General features: G+C 60.6%; 17 protein-coding genes. 11 read left to right on the forward strand and 6 right to left on the reverse strand.

The window, feature by feature from the left end; translation table 11 throughout:
• Positions 1-27 precede the first annotated feature (27 nt).
• The 3 genes from BS630_RS02885 to BS630_RS02895 form a co-directional block, all read right to left on the reverse strand.
• On the reverse strand, positions 28-543 hold the full coding sequence (locus BS630_RS02885; protein ID WP_077976192.1) for a GNAT family N-acetyltransferase: 516 nt from the start codon (positions 541-543) through the stop codon (positions 28-30).
• A 28-nt stretch (positions 544-571) separates the two neighbouring features.
• A complete protein-coding gene (locus BS630_RS02890) occupies positions 572-1,075 on the reverse strand; it encodes a cupin domain-containing protein (protein ID WP_077976193.1) in 504 nt (167 codons plus the stop codon).
• A 210-nt stretch (positions 1,076-1,285) separates the two neighbouring features.
• Complete coding sequence (locus BS630_RS02895) at positions 1,286-1,645, reverse strand: hypothetical protein (protein ID WP_020049420.1); 360 nt, start codon at positions 1,643-1,645, stop codon at positions 1,286-1,288.
• Positions 1,646-1,992: 347 nt separating this feature from the next.
• Between BS630_RS02895 and ribH the strand changes: the two genes are divergently transcribed.
• From ribH to BS630_RS02910, 3 genes are all read left to right on the forward strand, one after another.
• Positions 1,993-2,448, forward strand: a complete 456-nt coding sequence (gene ribH, locus BS630_RS02900; protein ID WP_020049421.1) for a 6,7-dimethyl-8-ribityllumazine synthase — start codon at positions 1,993-1,995, stop codon at positions 2,446-2,448.
• Positions 2,449-2,451: 3 nt separating this feature from the next.
• Entirely contained in the window at positions 2,452-2,934 is a 483-nt protein-coding gene (gene nusB / locus BS630_RS02905; RefSeq protein WP_020049422.1) for a transcription antitermination factor NusB, read from the forward strand.
• 198 nt (positions 2,935-3,132) lie between these two features.
• Positions 3,133-5,271, forward strand: coding sequence for a sodium-translocating pyrophosphatase (locus tag BS630_RS02910; RefSeq protein ID WP_077976194.1), 2,139 nt, complete (start codon positions 3,133-3,135; stop codon positions 5,269-5,271).
• A 98-nt stretch (positions 5,272-5,369) separates the two neighbouring features.
• Here BS630_RS02910 and BS630_RS02915 read toward each other — a convergent pair whose 3' ends face one another.
• Positions 5,370-5,903 (reverse strand): outer membrane protein assembly factor BamE, encoded by a 534-nt coding sequence (locus tag BS630_RS02915; RefSeq protein ID WP_012756899.1) that lies wholly within the window; start codon positions 5,901-5,903, stop codon positions 5,370-5,372.
• A gap of 138 nt (positions 5,904-6,041) precedes the next feature.
• Here BS630_RS02915 and BS630_RS02920 point away from each other — a divergent pair, with 138 nt between their 5' ends.
• The 6 genes from BS630_RS02920 (at position 6,042) to BS630_RS02945 (ending at position 10,535) form a co-directional block, all read left to right on the forward strand.
• Entirely contained in the window at positions 6,042-6,698 is a 657-nt protein-coding gene (locus BS630_RS02920; RefSeq protein WP_077976195.1) for a ubiquinol-cytochrome C chaperone family protein, read from the forward strand.
• Positions 6,699-6,709: 11 nt separating this feature from the next.
• A complete protein-coding gene (locus BS630_RS02925; protein ID WP_077976196.1) occupies positions 6,710-7,264 on the forward strand; it encodes a YceD family protein in 555 nt (184 codons plus the stop codon).
• A gap of 98 nt (positions 7,265-7,362) precedes the next feature.
• A complete protein-coding gene (gene plsX, locus BS630_RS02930; RefSeq protein WP_011651316.1) occupies positions 7,363-8,409 on the forward strand; it encodes a phosphate acyltransferase PlsX in 1,047 nt (348 codons plus the stop codon).
• 20 nt (positions 8,410-8,429) lie between these two features.
• Positions 8,430-9,401: a beta-ketoacyl-ACP synthase III gene (locus BS630_RS02935; protein ID WP_077976291.1), complete on the forward strand. Its 972-nt coding sequence runs from the start codon at positions 8,430-8,432 to the stop codon at positions 9,399-9,401.
• A 104-nt stretch (positions 9,402-9,505) separates the two neighbouring features.
• Complete coding sequence (locus tag BS630_RS02940) at positions 9,506-9,844, forward strand: integration host factor subunit alpha (RefSeq protein WP_003547228.1); 339 nt, start codon at positions 9,506-9,508, stop codon at positions 9,842-9,844.
• Positions 9,845-9,995: 151 nt separating this feature from the next.
• A complete protein-coding gene (locus BS630_RS02945) occupies positions 9,996-10,535 on the forward strand; it encodes a MerR family transcriptional regulator (protein WP_077976197.1) in 540 nt (179 codons plus the stop codon).
• Positions 10,536-10,544: 9 nt separating this feature from the next.
• On the opposite strand, the gene BS630_RS02950 is transcribed toward BS630_RS02945, so the two are convergent.
• Complete coding sequence (locus BS630_RS02950) at positions 10,545-10,892, reverse strand: response regulator (RefSeq protein WP_017959885.1); 348 nt, start codon at positions 10,890-10,892, stop codon at positions 10,545-10,547.
• Positions 10,893-11,266: 374 nt separating this feature from the next.
• Here BS630_RS02950 and BS630_RS02955 point away from each other — a divergent pair, with 374 nt between their 5' ends.
• Complete coding sequence (locus BS630_RS02955) at positions 11,267-12,913, forward strand: response regulator (protein WP_077976198.1); 1,647 nt, start codon at positions 11,267-11,269, stop codon at positions 12,911-12,913.
• 40 nt (positions 12,914-12,953) lie between these two features.
• Here BS630_RS02955 and BS630_RS02960 read toward each other — a convergent pair whose 3' ends face one another.
• Complete coding sequence (locus BS630_RS02960) at positions 12,954-13,268, reverse strand: DUF1236 domain-containing protein (protein WP_020049431.1); 315 nt, start codon at positions 13,266-13,268, stop codon at positions 12,954-12,956.
• A 319-nt stretch (positions 13,269-13,587) separates the two neighbouring features.
• Here BS630_RS02960 and bcsN point away from each other — a divergent pair, with 319 nt between their 5' ends.
• Positions 13,588-14,565, forward strand: coding sequence for a cellulose biosynthesis protein BcsN (gene bcsN / locus BS630_RS02965; protein ID WP_077976199.1), 978 nt, complete (start codon positions 13,588-13,590; stop codon positions 14,563-14,565).
• The last annotated feature ends 14 nt before the right edge of the window (positions 14,566-14,579 follow it).

Below are 14,579 nucleotides of genomic sequence, written 5' to 3' on the forward strand. Positions count from 1 at the left end.
AAAACCGTCCTGTTGGACGCGCGGCGCCTACCGCGCAAACTGAATGATCTCGCCGTTATAGTGCGTGCGCGCCGTCTCGCGGAAGCCGAGCTTGGCTGCAACCCGCAGCGAGGCCCGGTTCTCGGGGCTGATGATGCAGCTCATCGGTTTTCCGGGAAAATGCGTTTCCGCCCAGCCGATTAGGACGGTCAGCGCCTCGGTGGCATAACCGCGGCCGTGCGCCGAAGGCATCAGCGCCCAGCCGACCTCCATCGTCCCCTCGATCGAGGGTTCCATCTCGCGGCGGGCTTCGAGGAAGCCCGCTTCACCGACGAACCGGCCGCTCTCCTTTTCGACGATCGCCAGAAAGCCGAAGCCCATGTGGTGCCACATGCCGGCAACGCGCAGCATGCGGCTCCAGCTCTGCTCGCGCGTTGACGGCACGCCGGTGATGAAGCGCACGACATACTCGTCCGCCCATAGTGCTGCATGGGCGTCGAAATCGTCGAGGCGGTGCGGGCGAAGCGTCAGACGTGCCGTTTCGAGGGTCGGAATGTCGGTCACATCGGGTCCTTATGAAAAAAACACGTCCTCAGGCGCCGGGCTCGCCGTCCCAATAGTCGAGATTGCCTTCCGGCCGTCCGATATGGCGGAAGCGCTTAGTTTCTGCACCGTCCCTGTTGGTCTTGGCAAGGAACTTTCCGGAATCGGGATATTCGACGATCTCGGTCTTCGCCGTCGTCGAAATGCCGAGATAGACGAGTGTGGCCGTGCCGGTATTGATGATCTGGTGCGCCGTTTCAGGCCCGCCGGCCGGCGCGCCGAGCACGTCGCCCGCCTTGATCGCATGGCGCGCATCGCCGAAGCGGTATTCGCCGGTACCGGCGATCACGTAGAAAAGCTCGTCTTCGACATGGTGATTGTGGAACGGACAGCTCGATTTGCCTGATGGCACCTCGTTGTAGCTGATACCGAGGCCGGCAAGGCCAAGAAGCGCGCCAAACGAGGTGTCGGCGCTTTCGTAGAATTCGCCTTGTTTCCAGTTGTCGAGCTTGAGATCGGCGGTATTGATCACCGCTTTCGGTTCCGTCGCCATGGTGTCCTCCTGTTGCAGGAAGAGAAACCATCATCGCGTCGGAAAATTCAATGCTTTATCTCGGAAATCCCCAGCATGGCCGGTGAGGAGACCGCCGCCCATGCTTGGAGCGCCATGCGTCCAACAGAACACGCTGAGGACGCTCTATCACTTTCAATCCCACGCATAACCCAAAAACCGATCCGATCTTCGGGCTATGCGCTGGAGCCATCAGCGGACGTAGAAGGTCAGACTTCCATCGGCCGCCTGCTCGGCATTGACGACATTGCGAATATTGACACCCTCATTGTTGAGGCGGTGGGCAAGCGACCTGTTGGCGTCGATCGAGGCCTGGATGCCGCGGATAGCCTGGCCGGAGCGCTGCGGTGCGGAGTGTGGGCCGCTCGTCTCGTCGTCGAAGTTGCGCCAATTGTAAACCTCCTGGACATTGAAATCATTGCCCTGGTAGCTCCTGAGCGTCTGCTCGATGCCTTGAGGGGTGTTCATCCCAAGGCTTGCGGCCCGGCTGACGCCGGCAAACGCGATGGAGGAGAGGGCGGTAGCGAGGGTGATGGTGAGAACGCGGTGCATGATTTGTATCCTTTCATCTGCTTAGACGGTCGGCTGTCGTTGCAGGGGATCGTCTGCGTCACGACATGGAATTGGCGTTCTCCCATTCGCGATTCAATGGCTTAAACCACTGAAAATCCATTAAGAATTGTTCACGAAAACTGCCTTCGAATCGCCGCTTTCCAGGCGTCCGGGAAAGCTGATTTCAGAGGCGTGCCCAGCTGTGCATAAAGGGCGCGGCTATCCCCTTGCAGATATTTCCTCTTTCCCATTGCGGCATCGGGCGAAATTGCTTGCCATTCGGACGAAGGCATGTTTTGACCGCGGCCTGCCGAGTGGGTAAATGTCCCGCCAACTGAAGGTGAACCATGCCGAGAGAGACCGCTCCCCATATTTTGATCGTTGAGGCCCGCTTCTACGACGACATGGCCGACGCCCTGCTCGAAGGCGCGACCTTCGCATTGACAGAGGCCGGCGCTACCTTCGAGGTCGTCACCGTTCCCGGCGCACTGGAAATTCCGGCGGCGATTGCCATGTCGCTCGATGGAGACGACAATGGCGGAACGCATTATGACGGCTATGTCGCCCTCGGCATGGTCATTCGCGGCGAGACCTATCACTTCGATATCGTGTCGAACGAATCCTCGCGCGCCTTGATGGATCTTGCGGTCAGCGAGTCCCTTGCCATCGGCAATGGCATCCTGACCGTCGAAAACGACGAACAGGCTTGGGCGCGCGTGCGCCGCTCGGACAAGGACAAGGGCGGATTTGCCGCTCGTGCAGCTCTGACCATGATCGAGCTGAAGCAGAAACTGGGTGCATAACGAATGAACGACGACAAGACGGAACGGCCGGTCAAGACTGCGAACCAGCGGGGCGCTGCCCGCCTTGCTGCCGTTCAGGCCCTGTATCAGATGGATGTCGGCGGCACGGGCGTTCTGGAAATCGTGGCTGAATACGAGGCGTACCGTCTTGGTCAGGAAATCGATGGCGCGACTTATCTGAAAGCCGATGCCGCCTGGTTCCGTTCCATCGTCTCCGGTGTCGTGCGCGATCAGGTCCGCCTCGATCCGCTGATTGCCGCAGCCCTGCAGGATGATTGGGCGTTGTCGCGCCTCGACAGCACCGTGCGCGCCATCCTGCGCGCCGGCGTTTTCGAGATCACCGACCGCAAGGACGTCCCCGTGGCGGTCATCGTCACCGAATATGTCGAGATCGCCCAGGCCTTCTTCGATGACGATGAGCCGAAGCTCGTCAATGCCGTGCTCGACCGCATCGCAAAGCAGGTCCGCGGCGAGGCGAAGAAATAAGTCTTTAGCCGCCAAACAATCCCCCTACGCCTTTCTTTGTACCGCAATGGTTTTCGCCCGTTGCGGTCTTGACGCCACGTGATCGACCACGCAATCTCCGCACCGCTTAGCTGTGGCATTTCTGTGGAGAGGAAGGCGATTCGGCGGCGTATCTGCCGGAGAAGGAGTGAGCTCCGGCCTATGGGAGGAAAGAGCGAAATGACGATTCTTTTATGCGTAATCGCATGCGGTCTGCTCTCGGTGGTTTATGCCGCCTGGGCAACCCGGTCGGTGCTTGCCGCCGATCAGGGCAATAGCCGCATGCAGGAGATCGCGGGCTATATCCGCGAAGGCGCTCAAGCCTATCTGACGCGCCAGTACAGAACCATTGCCATTGTCGGCGTTGTTGTTTTCATTTTAGCCTGGCTGCTTCTTTCCGCCGAGGCCGCGATCGGCTTCCTGATCGGCGCCGTGCTTTCCGGTGCTGCCGGTTTCATCGGCATGCATGTCTCCGTCCGCGCCAATGTGCGCACCGCCCAAGCGGCTTCCGTCAGCCTTTCCGCCGGCCTCGACATCGCCTTCAAGTCGGGTGCGATCACCGGCATGCTGGTGGCTGGCTTGGCGCTGCTTGGCGTCTCCATCTACTATACGGTCTTGACCATCGGGCTCGGCCATGAGAGCGGCTCGCGCGAAGTCATCGATGCGCTGGTGGCGCTCGGCTTCGGCGCTTCGCTGATCTCGATCTTCGCCCGTCTCGGCGGCGGCATCTTCACCAAGGGCGCCGATGTCGGCGGCGATCTGGTCGGCAAGGTGGAAGCCGGCATTCCCGAAGACGATCCGCGCAACCCGGCAACGATCGCCGATAACGTCGGCGACAATGTCGGCGACTGCGCCGGCATGGCGGCCGACCTTTTCGAAACCTATGCGGTCTCGGTCGTCGCCACCATGGTTCTCGCGGCGATCTTCTTTGCCGGCGCGCCGATCCTCCAATCTGCGATGGTCTATCCGCTGGCAATCTGCGGCGCCTGCATCATCACCTCGATCATCGGCACCTTCTTCGTCAAGCTCGGCTCGAACGGCTCGATCATGGGCGCGCTCTACAAGGGCCTCATTGTCACCGGCCTGCTGTCGATCGTCGGTCTTGGCGCTGCAACCTCACTCACCATCGGCTGGGGATCGATCGGCTCCGTCGGAGGCGCCGACATATCAGGCGCGAACCTCTTCTTCTGCGGCGTCATCGGCCTCGTCGTCACCGCGCTGATCGTCGTGATCACTGAATATTATACCGGCACGGGTAAGCGCCCGGTCGTCTCGATCGCCCAGGCCTCGGTCACCGGTCACGGCACTAACGTCATCCAGGGCCTGGCGGTTTCACTGGAATCGACGGCACTGCCGGCGATCGTCATCGTTGGCGGCATTCTCGCCACTTACCAGCTCGGCGGCCTGTTCGGCACCGGCATTGCGGTCACGGCCATGCTCGGCATCGCCGGAATGATCGTCGCGCTCGACGCGTTCGGACCGGTGACGGACAATGCCGGCGGTATCGCCGAAATGTCGCATCTGCCGCCGGAGGTGCGCAAATCCACGGATGCGCTCGATGCCGTCGGCAATACGACCAAGGCCGTGACCAAGGGCTACGCCATCGGTTCTGCCGGTCTCGGCGCCCTGGTGCTCTTCGCAGCCTACTCCTATGACCTCAAATATTTTGTGGCGAATGGCGACAAGTTCCCTTATTTTGCCGGCATCGGCGAAATTTCCTTCGATCTTTCCAACCCTTACGTGGTGGCTGGATTGATCTTCGGAGGTCTCATTCCTTACCTCTTCGGCGGCATCGCCATGACCGCCGTCGGCCGTGCGGCCGGCGCGATCGTCGAGGAAGTGCGTCGTCAGTTCAAGGAAAAACCCGGCATCATGCAGGGTACGGAAAAGCCGGATTACGGCAGGGCGGTCGACCTTCTGACCAAGGCCGCCATCCGCGAGATGATCGTGCCGTCGCTGCTGCCGGTGCTGGCGCCGATCGTGGTCTATTTCGGCGTGCTTCTCATCTCCGGCTCCAAGGCCTCCGCCTTTGCTGCCCTCGGCGCATCGCTACTCGGCGTCATCATCAACGGCCTCTTCGTCGCCATCTCGATGACATCGGGCGGTGGCGCCTGGGACAATGCCAAGAAGAGCTTCGAAGATGGTTTCGTTGACAAGGACGGCGTGCGTCACATGAAGGGCTCGGATGCGCACAAGGCCTCCGTCACCGGCGATACCGTCGGCGATCCCTACAAGGATACCGCCGGCCCCGCCGTCAACCCGGCGATCAAGATCACCAACATCGTCGCGCTGCTGCTGCTGGCCGTTCTCGCCGGATAAACAACGGCGCCGGCTTGGCACACTTCAAGCTGACGCAGCGACCATCAAAAAACCCCGCCGGAGCGATCCGGCGGGGTTTTCGTATAAGGCGTGTCAGATCAGCGCAGGCTGCTTGGGTTCTGCGGCGTGCCGCCGGCGCCACCGCCGAACAGGCTGCGGGCAGCACTCGCAGCGCTGCCGCCGGAAAGCATCTGTTGCAGGAAGGTGAGTTCCTTGCCGCCGGTCGGCGTGACGCGTCCGATCGTGTCGAACACCTTGCCGTCCTGCAGCGCATAGTTGGCGCGGCGGCTGACGACGCCGTCCTTGTCGAAATAGATTGCCAGAACGCTCTGATCGACGACCTTCAGTTTCTGGAAGGCGACCGCACGCGTGCGCCGCTGCGAGATGTAATAGAAGACTTCGCCGTCGAAGGTCGCCGTCGTCGACGGGGTGCCGAGCGAAAGCAGCACCTGCTCGCGGCTGGAACCTTCCGGAACCAAGTTCAGCGACTGCTGGTCGGCGACGTAGCCGCCGTTGAGAACGGTGCTGGTCTGGCAACCGGAGAGAGCGGTAGTGGAGGCAATTATGAGGGCAATGGCCGCATTGCTGAAGAATTTCATGTCAGACTTGAAATACCGTTTCTTCAACGACATCTACTCCCTGTGAGTGTCGATAGCAGCCATTCTGGGCCTTGCACGCTTTACCTCCTGCAAAACCATTGTGGCCATTCCGGGTCGAATTTCCCGAATTCGCTTCGCTGACGCGTCGAAGGCGTCGTCCAGAAACTGGCCATGATCGGCATTGCAATTCGCGCCTGCTTCGGTAAACCAGCTTTCGAAATCATGCAACAAGGCCAGACGCCAGCCGGCATGAAGAATGAGGCATTTCCGGAAAAAACAATGATCCTCGGGCTCTTCCGCAAGAAAAACAACAATCAGGCGATCGTCGACAGGCAATATGCGGCGTTGGCGGCGGCCGCGCGCATGCCGGAACTCTACGAGCGGCTCAATGTGCCGGATACGGTCATGGGCCGTTTCGAGATGCTGTCGATAGTCATGATTCTGTTTTTTCGCCGCACCCGTGCTTCCGCCACCAGCGGCCAGGAGATCGCCCAGGAGATCGTCGACGCGTTCTTCCAGGATATCGACTATTCGATCCGCGAACTCGGCATCGGCGACAACAGCGTGCCCAAGCGCATGAAAAAGCTCGCCGGTATGTTTTACGGCCGGCTCGAAGCCTATTCGAAGGCGATGGACACCGGCGATGCCGAAGCCCTCGTTCTTGCCCTTCAGCGCAATATTTACCCCGAAATCGCGACGCCGACCGATATGTCCGGTCTCGCCGGATGGATGATGGCCGCAGAATCGCATCTGTCCGCCGTTGCCGAAGAGGTAATTGCCACCGGTTCGGCAACGCTCCCACCGGTCGCCTGCCCGCCGATCACCTGAAGGAGGAAACGATGCAGAATGATCGGGACGATGTTCCCTTCTCCTATCAAGTCAAGGTCGGCCACATCTCGGCCAACCCCGTCGAGGTTCATGTCGAGGCCGACGCCAGCGAACTGAAGGCGTTGGCCCGGACCTGGAACGTCGTCTCCGTCGACGATTTCAGCGCCGATCTGCAGATTGCCCGCTGGAAGCGCGACGGCGTGCGCATCAAGGGCCGCGTGCAGGCGAAGATCGTCCAGTCCTGCGTCGTGACGCTGGAACCGGTCGAATCCGCCATCGACGAGAGCTTCGAGCAGATCTTCGTGCCGGAGGGCTCCAAGCTTGCCCGTCAGGCCGGCAACGACGCCGGCGAGATGCTGCTCGATCCCGACGGTCCTGATCTGCCCGAGAACTTTGTCGGCGATACGATCGACGCCGGCGAGGTGGTTGCCGAATTCGCCGCTCTGGCGATCGATCCCTATCCGCGCAAGCCGGGTATCGAATTCGCCGGCCATGTCGAAGACAGCGGCGAGGACGACAAAAAGCCCTCCGCTTTCGCGGCTCTCAAGGACTGGAAAAAGGACTGAAGCCCCTCTGGCATTTGACACAATTCAGTTGTAAGCGACGCCAAAACCGGTATTTTGGCCGAAATTTCGCCCTCGGCGAAAAGAAGGATCAGGGACGCGTGATCAGAATATCTCTCGACCTCATGGGTGGCGACTTTGGTCCCCAGGTTGTCATCCCCGGCGCCGCCAAGGCGTTGGATCGGCATCCGGATATTTCCTTCGTTCTCTATGGTCTCAAGGAACAGTGCGATCCGGTTCTCGCCAAGTTTCCGAAGCTGAGGGAAAAATCGATCTTTCACGACTGCGAGCTTGCCGTCGCCATGGATGAGAAGCCGAGCCAGGCGCTGCGCCGTGGCCGCTACATCTCCACCATGTGGCGCTCGATCGCGGCGGTGAAGACCGGTGACGCTGATGTCGCGGTCTCGGCCGGCAATACCGGCGCGCTGATGGCGATGGCGAAGTTCTGTCTGCGCACCATGGCCAATATCGAGCGTCCCGCGATCGCCGCGATCTGGCCGACGCTGAAGGGTGAGAGCATCGTGCTCGATGTTGGGGCGACGATCGGCGCCGATGCGCAGCAGCTGATGGATTTTGCCCTGATGGGCGGCGCGATGGCGCGCGCGCTTTTCGAGGTCGAACGTCCGACGGTCGGTCTTCTGAACGTCGGCGTCGAGGAGATGAAGGGCCAGGAGGAGGTCAAGGAGGCCGGCCGGCTGTTGCGCGAGGCGAACATCGATTCGCTCGAATATTCCGGCTTCGTCGAGGGCAACGACCTTGGCAAGGGCACGGTCGACGTTGTCGTCACCGAAGGCTTTTCCGGCAATATCGCCCTGAAAACCGCCGAAGGCACAGCCAAGCAGATCGGCGAATATCTGCGTGCCGCCATGTCGCGCACGCTGCTGGCCCGTATCGGCTACCTCTTTGCCAAAAGCGCCTTCGACATGCTTCGCGAGAAGCTCGATCCGAGCAAGGTCAATGGCGGCGTGTTTCTCGGCTTGAACGGCATCGTCATCAAGAGCCATGGCGGGGCGAATGCCGAAGGCATCGCAGCCGCCATCGAAGTCGGCTACGACATGGCCAAGAACGGCCTCAATCAGAAAATAGAAAACGATCTTAAGAAATATCATGCCAAGCGGCTGCCCCCGATGGGCCCGGAAGCGGCATGAGCGATGGGGTTCAATCAAAGATGATCCGTTCAGTGGTTCGCGGGTTCGGAGCCGCACTTCCGAAGCGCGTAATGACCAATCGTGACATGGAGGCCATCGTCGATACATCGGACGAATGGATCGTCCAGCGTACCGGCATCCGCCAGCGTTATGTCGCCGGTGATGACGAAACGACGGCGTCGCTGGGCGAGGCGGCTGCGCGCGCAGCCCTTGCCAATGGCGGCCTGACGCCTGCCGATATCGATCTTGTCATCTGTGCCACCTCGACGCCGGATAACACGTTTCCGGCGACGTCGGTCAACATCCAGAACCGCCTCGGCATGAACCACGGCTTCGCGTTCGACGTCCAGGCTGTCTGCACCGGTTTCGTCTATGCGGTGACGACCGCGGATGCCTATATCCGCGGCGGGCTTGCCAAGCGCGTTCTCGTCATCGGCGCCGAAACTTTTTCGCGCATTCTTGACTGGAACGACCGCACCACCTGCGTGCTTTTCGGCGACGGCGCCGGCGCGATCGTGCTCGAAGCGACCGAAGGCGAGGGCACCGTTGCCGATCGCGGCGTGCTGACCGCACATCTGCGTTCCGACGGCTCGCACAAAGAAAAGCTCTATGTCGATGGCGGCCCGTCGACGACGGGCACTGTCGGTAAGCTGCGCATGGAAGGCCGCGAGGTCTTCAAATACGCCGTCGGCATGATCACCGATGTCATCCAGGCGGCTTTCGATTCGACCGGCACCACAGCCGATGACCTCGACTGGCTGGTACCGCACCAGGCCAATCGCCGCATCATCGACGGTTCGGCGAAGAAGCTGAACATCGATGCCGCGAAGGTCGTCATCACCGTCGACCTGCACGGCAATACGTCGGCTGCCTCGATCCCGTTGGCACTTGCGACCGCTGCCGGCGACGGCCGCATCAAGAAGGGTGACCTGGTGATGCTCGAAGCGATGGGCGGCGGCTTTACCTGGGGTGCGGTTCTGCTGCGCTGGTAGGCAAGAAACCTAAAAAACTGGCGGCGAACAAGAGCTTGACCGTAAGGCGCAAGACAAATACTCTTCGTGCGATTTCACAAAATATTTGTATGGGCGGGGAAACCATGACCGGAAAAACAGTGACGCGAGCAGACCTGGCGGAATCCGTTTTCCGAAAGGTCGGGCTTTCCCGGACCGAATCTGCCGAACTTGTGGAAACCGTCATCGACGAGATCTGCAACGCCATCGTGCGTGGCGAAACCGTCAAGCTTTCCTCCTTCGCCACCTTCCAGGTGCGCGACAAGAACGAGCGGATCGGCCGCAACCCGAAGACAGGCGAAGAGGTTCCGATTTCCCCCCGCCGGGTCATGACCTTCAAGGCGTCGAACGTGTTGAAGACACGCATCCTCAAATCGCATGTCGCTCGCAAGATCAAGTTGAAGCCGCTGAATCCGGCTCCCTGATAATCGGCTTCCCATTTCGGAAGCGGCTTTTTTTCTCTCTCGCACTCTCGATCCTTGTGCGCAACGTCAAGACATGACTTGAATTGTCGGCGCCAAACCGTTGAAATATGATGAGTCGCCGTAGGATCGAGCCGCGAGGTCGCGTAGCAGCATGACGTTGGACAAGAGCCCCGATGCCTTTCGCACCATCAGCGAAGTCGCAGACGATCTTGATCTGCCGCAGCATGTGCTGCGCTTCTGGGAGACGCGGTTTCCCCAGATAAAGCCGATGAAGCGCGGCGGCGGCCGTCGCTACTATCGGCCGGAGGACGTGGACCTCCTCAAGGGCATCCGGCATTTGCTCTATGATCATGGCTATACGATCAAGGGTGTGCAGAAGCTTCTGAAGACCAATGGCAATAAGTTCGTCGTATCGGTCGGCCATGGCGATCTCGCCAGCGTCGAGGCGCTCGCGTCGGGCGTGCAGGACATGGGTGCAGGGGAACCGCGCGTCGGCATGGCCGATGAAGACCAGATCGTCGGCCGCGCCAAGCCGCCGATCACCCGCCGGTTCTTCAATTTCGTCGCCGGAGACGACGAGCAGGAAGTCTCGATCGGCAAATCGAGCGTTGGCAAGGAAGACAGGGCGCTGCTGCAGGAGGCACTCTACGACCTCCTGGAATGCAAGCGTCTGCTCGATCAGGTGCGCTGAACAGGAAAGTCAGGCTTCGGTAAGCCGCTTCATCGCCTGTTCGAGTTCGCTGAGCTGGAAGGGTTTTTGCAACACGGGCAGCGTGCTTGGGCTGCTGCCATCAGGCGGTGTGCCGTATCCCGTCGCATAGAGATAGGGTTTTCCGCGTTCGTCGAGCAGCTTTGCGACCGGCAACGAACTCTGCCCGGCAAGCGAGACGTCGAGAATTGCAGCGTCGAACTCCGTATCCCTGGCGGCTGTCAGCGCTCGTTCCAGGTCGGGCGCGCTGGCGCAGACCCGGTAGCCGAGATCGGCAAGCATGTCCTCAAGCAGCATGGCAATCAGCGCGTCGTCTTCGACGATGAATATGTCTTTCATGATCCCGTTCACCCATTGCCCCTTGCTAAAGCATGTCGCGCAAAAGTGTGCTGCGGTTTTGCGATAACGACATGCGCAAAAACAAAGATCTAAAGCGCAAGGAGCGAATCTGAAAGATTGCGACACGCTTTAGGCATGAGGTTTATGTGGCTGCTTGCACGGCTCGTCAAGACGTGGTGGCCGGCAGTGCGAGAAACAGCATATTGCCGGTTGAAATTCGATATGCAAAAGCTGGAGTGCCGTCTCCGCAACGGCTCCTGCATAATTTCCTTAATCGGAATCGATTTATGAATAAATTATGCAGCAATTCAAAGCGTTGCAGCGTCTTTTGCGGCTCTCGAAAAGACGCGCGGCGCTGTAAGAAGGGGTGTCGAATGGATTTGCTGAGTGCCACGGATTGGCTGCGTCACAGGCCAGGTTTTACATATCCGCTGGCCATTGCCTTCGTTGGCCTGACGTTTCTTCTGAGGCTTGCCGCCAGCGACACCCTCTCCGAGTTTCCCTTCCTGAGCTTCCTTCCGGCGATATTGCTCGCGAGTTTCATAGGCGGCGCCGGGCCGGGCGTTGTCGCGACCTTGGTTGCCGGTTTTATTGTCCAGCAGTTTTTCGTCGAGCCGTATGGTGTTTTCTGGCCGGTCACCGCCGGCCAATGGGTCGGCCTTTCCACCTATCTCATCAATGCGGTGATCACCGTTGGATTGATGGAGATGATCATCATTGCCCACGGCAGGCAGAGCCGCCTCCGCAGCGAGCTCAACAGCTTCAACACGCGCCTCGAACAGACAGTGGCCCAGCGCACTGCCGAGCTCAGGCACGAGATGGAGGAGAATGCCGCCGCTCAAGCGCAGGTCCGCCAGTTGCAGAAGATGGAAACGATCGGCCAACTGACCGGCGGTGTCGCCCATGATTTCAACAACATGCTGGCAATTATCATCGGCAACCTCGATCTCGCCCAGCGGCGCCTGACCGGAAGCGAAGATCCCCGCCTGCTATACTCCATCCAGAATGCCAGGGACGGTGCGCAGAGAGCGGCAGTGCTGACCGCGCGTCTTCTCGCCTTTTCGCGCCAGCAGCCGCTCGCCCCGGAGGTGATCGACCTCAACAAGCTGGTCGGCGGCATGTCGGAGCTGCTGCGGCGTACGCTCGGCGAGCACATCCGGATCGAGACCGTGCTTGCCGGCGGCCTTTGGCCGAGCTTCGCCGATCTGAGCCAGCTCGAGAACGCCATCCTGAACCTTGCCGTCAACGCCCGCGACGCCATGCCGGGCGGCGGAAATCTGACGATCGAGACCGCCAATACCGAACTCGACGAGCGATATTCGCGCATGCATTCGGAGGTCGAAGCAGGTCAATATGTGATGATCAGCATGACTGACACCGGCACCGGCATGTCGCCTGACGTGATCGAGCGAGCCTTCGATCCGTTCTACACGACCAAGGGACCCGGCAAAGGCACAGGTCTCGGCCTCAGCCAGGTCTACGGCTACATCAAGCAGAGCGGCGGCCACATCAAGATCTATTCGGAGATCGACAGGGGTACGACGTTGAAGATCTATCTCCCCCGTCATGTCGGCACGGCGGGTGCCCGGTTGAACGTCGCCGGCGCCCAGCCGCTTCCTCAGGGCAGCGTCAAAGATACGATCCTGGTGGTGGAGGACGATGAGAACGTCCGCACCATGACTGCCGAAAGCCTGCATGAACTCGGTTACACCGTGTTGCAGGCCGCTAGCGGCATGGAGGCGCTTATGCTTCTGGAGCAGAATGCGGCAGTCGACCTGATCTTCACCGATATCGTCATGCCGCAGATGAGCGGACGCCAGCTTGCCGATATCGTCCAGGAAAAATGGCCGACGATCCGGATCCTCTACACGACGGGTTACACCCGCAATGCCATCGTCCACAATGGCGTGCTTGATCACGGCGTTTCCCTGCTTGCCAAGCCCTTCAGCCTGGAGCAGCTCGCTCATAAGATACGCGAGCTTCTGAATGTCGCGGTGAGGGTGGGAGACGAGCGGACGTGAAGCCGGAATACGGCCGCACGTCCGCAATTCTGTGTCAGCGTTATTCCAAGACCTGGATGATGCGATGCGTCTTCGGTTCGACGATCACGCGCCGCTCGTTGACGACCGTATAGCCGTAGCCGTCGATATTTGGCACGGTATGCACTTCGACGGTATCGGGCAGCGTCGCGCCGACCGCGATATCGCCGTCATAGACGACGGATGGCGTGTTCTGCTCCATCACATAGGTGCGCACCTCGCCGGGCAATACGACGGAGCCGGTCGGTGCGGGATCGGTGACAATGACGCTGCTCTGCGCGAAGGCGGCGGAGCTGATGGTCAGCATGGCGGCCGCAGCCAGCATGGTCTTGCGCATGGGATTTCTCCTTTCTACCTAAGACATCAAGGCAACGCTGGCCATGCGGCATAGTTCCCCGCGGGCTTTCGCGGCGGCGGTAACAGACGCAAGGAGAGCAATTGAGTTGTTACTAAATTAATTTTTACATCATACGGTTGAGCCGTCTGAACAGCGTTCGAAAAGAGTCCAGATGGTGATGTTAGAGCTCGCTTGTTTACTTTTCGCTAACCATGTTGGACGTTTATTCTGAACGGACGACCAACCGGTCGTTGATTCGACGATCCGTCGCGTTTCGGCTTGCGAATGGATCTGGAAGACGATTGCGGCGGCTCGAGACATGCGCTTGCGGGAGACGATATTGCTGTTGGCCGTGACGGGCATGATGGCCGGCTGCACATCGACAGGCGGCGTGCGCCAGCCTTCCGCGCCGGAAGCCGTGGCGCCTGAAAAGGCGCTGGTCCTGCCGCCGCCGGGCGGCCCGTCGATCGTCAGCGTGGTCGAGCGCAAGCGCGGCAACGGCGTCGAGCAGACGATATCGCTGTTTACCTCATCCTCCGTGCCCGGTCAGAATTCCCTGAAGGTCGAGTTCTTCGGGGCTTCGGGCGCCAATCCCGGCGCCGGCAATGCTGGCTTCAGCAAGATCAATGAGAGCGGCATTGCCCGCGAGGTGGCCCGTTCGGCCCCCGGCGTGCCGATGGCGACGTCGGCGACCTTCCTGCAGAACGCCTATGGTCCCTTCGGGTACGCCTCCGGTCGCAACCGTGCCGGCGACACCTGCCTCTATGCCTGGCAGCAGATACGCTCCAGCACTGCTGCCAATACCCTGGCGCGAAATTTCGGCATGATCCAGCTGCGCCTGCGCCTTTGCGATGCGAGAGCGAGCGAACGCCAGCTGCTTGGCATCGTCTATGGCTACACCGTCACCGGCACCTTCGACGGCGAGCTCTGGAACCCTTACGGCAATCCGCCGCCCGCCGACGTGGCGCTCGGGCGCACCGGCGCGCCGATCTATCCCGACGAAGGCGGTTTTCGCGCCAGCCCGATGCCGATCGGCTACGAGCCGGCGCCTGCCAGTGTCACCCGGCCGCGAGCCGTCGTTCGCAGCGCCTCGACCGCGCAACCGGCTCAAGGTGTGGCACCGGTGCCGGCACCCATCGGCCCGCGTGTGCCGCTGCCGGGCGAGGCGCCGCAGACAAGTGCAAGGCCGGCTGCGGCAGTTGCGCCAATCGAACAATCGGTAAGGGCGATCGGCGTCACCGTGCCTTCGCCGGACTGCATAGGCGACGCGGCCATGACGGCCGCCTGCCGGAGATAATGAGCATGTCGCGG

Source organism: Rhizobium laguerreae (assembly GCF_002008165.1).
Classification (GTDB): domain Bacteria; phylum Pseudomonadota; class Alphaproteobacteria; order Rhizobiales; family Rhizobiaceae; genus Rhizobium; species Rhizobium laguerreae.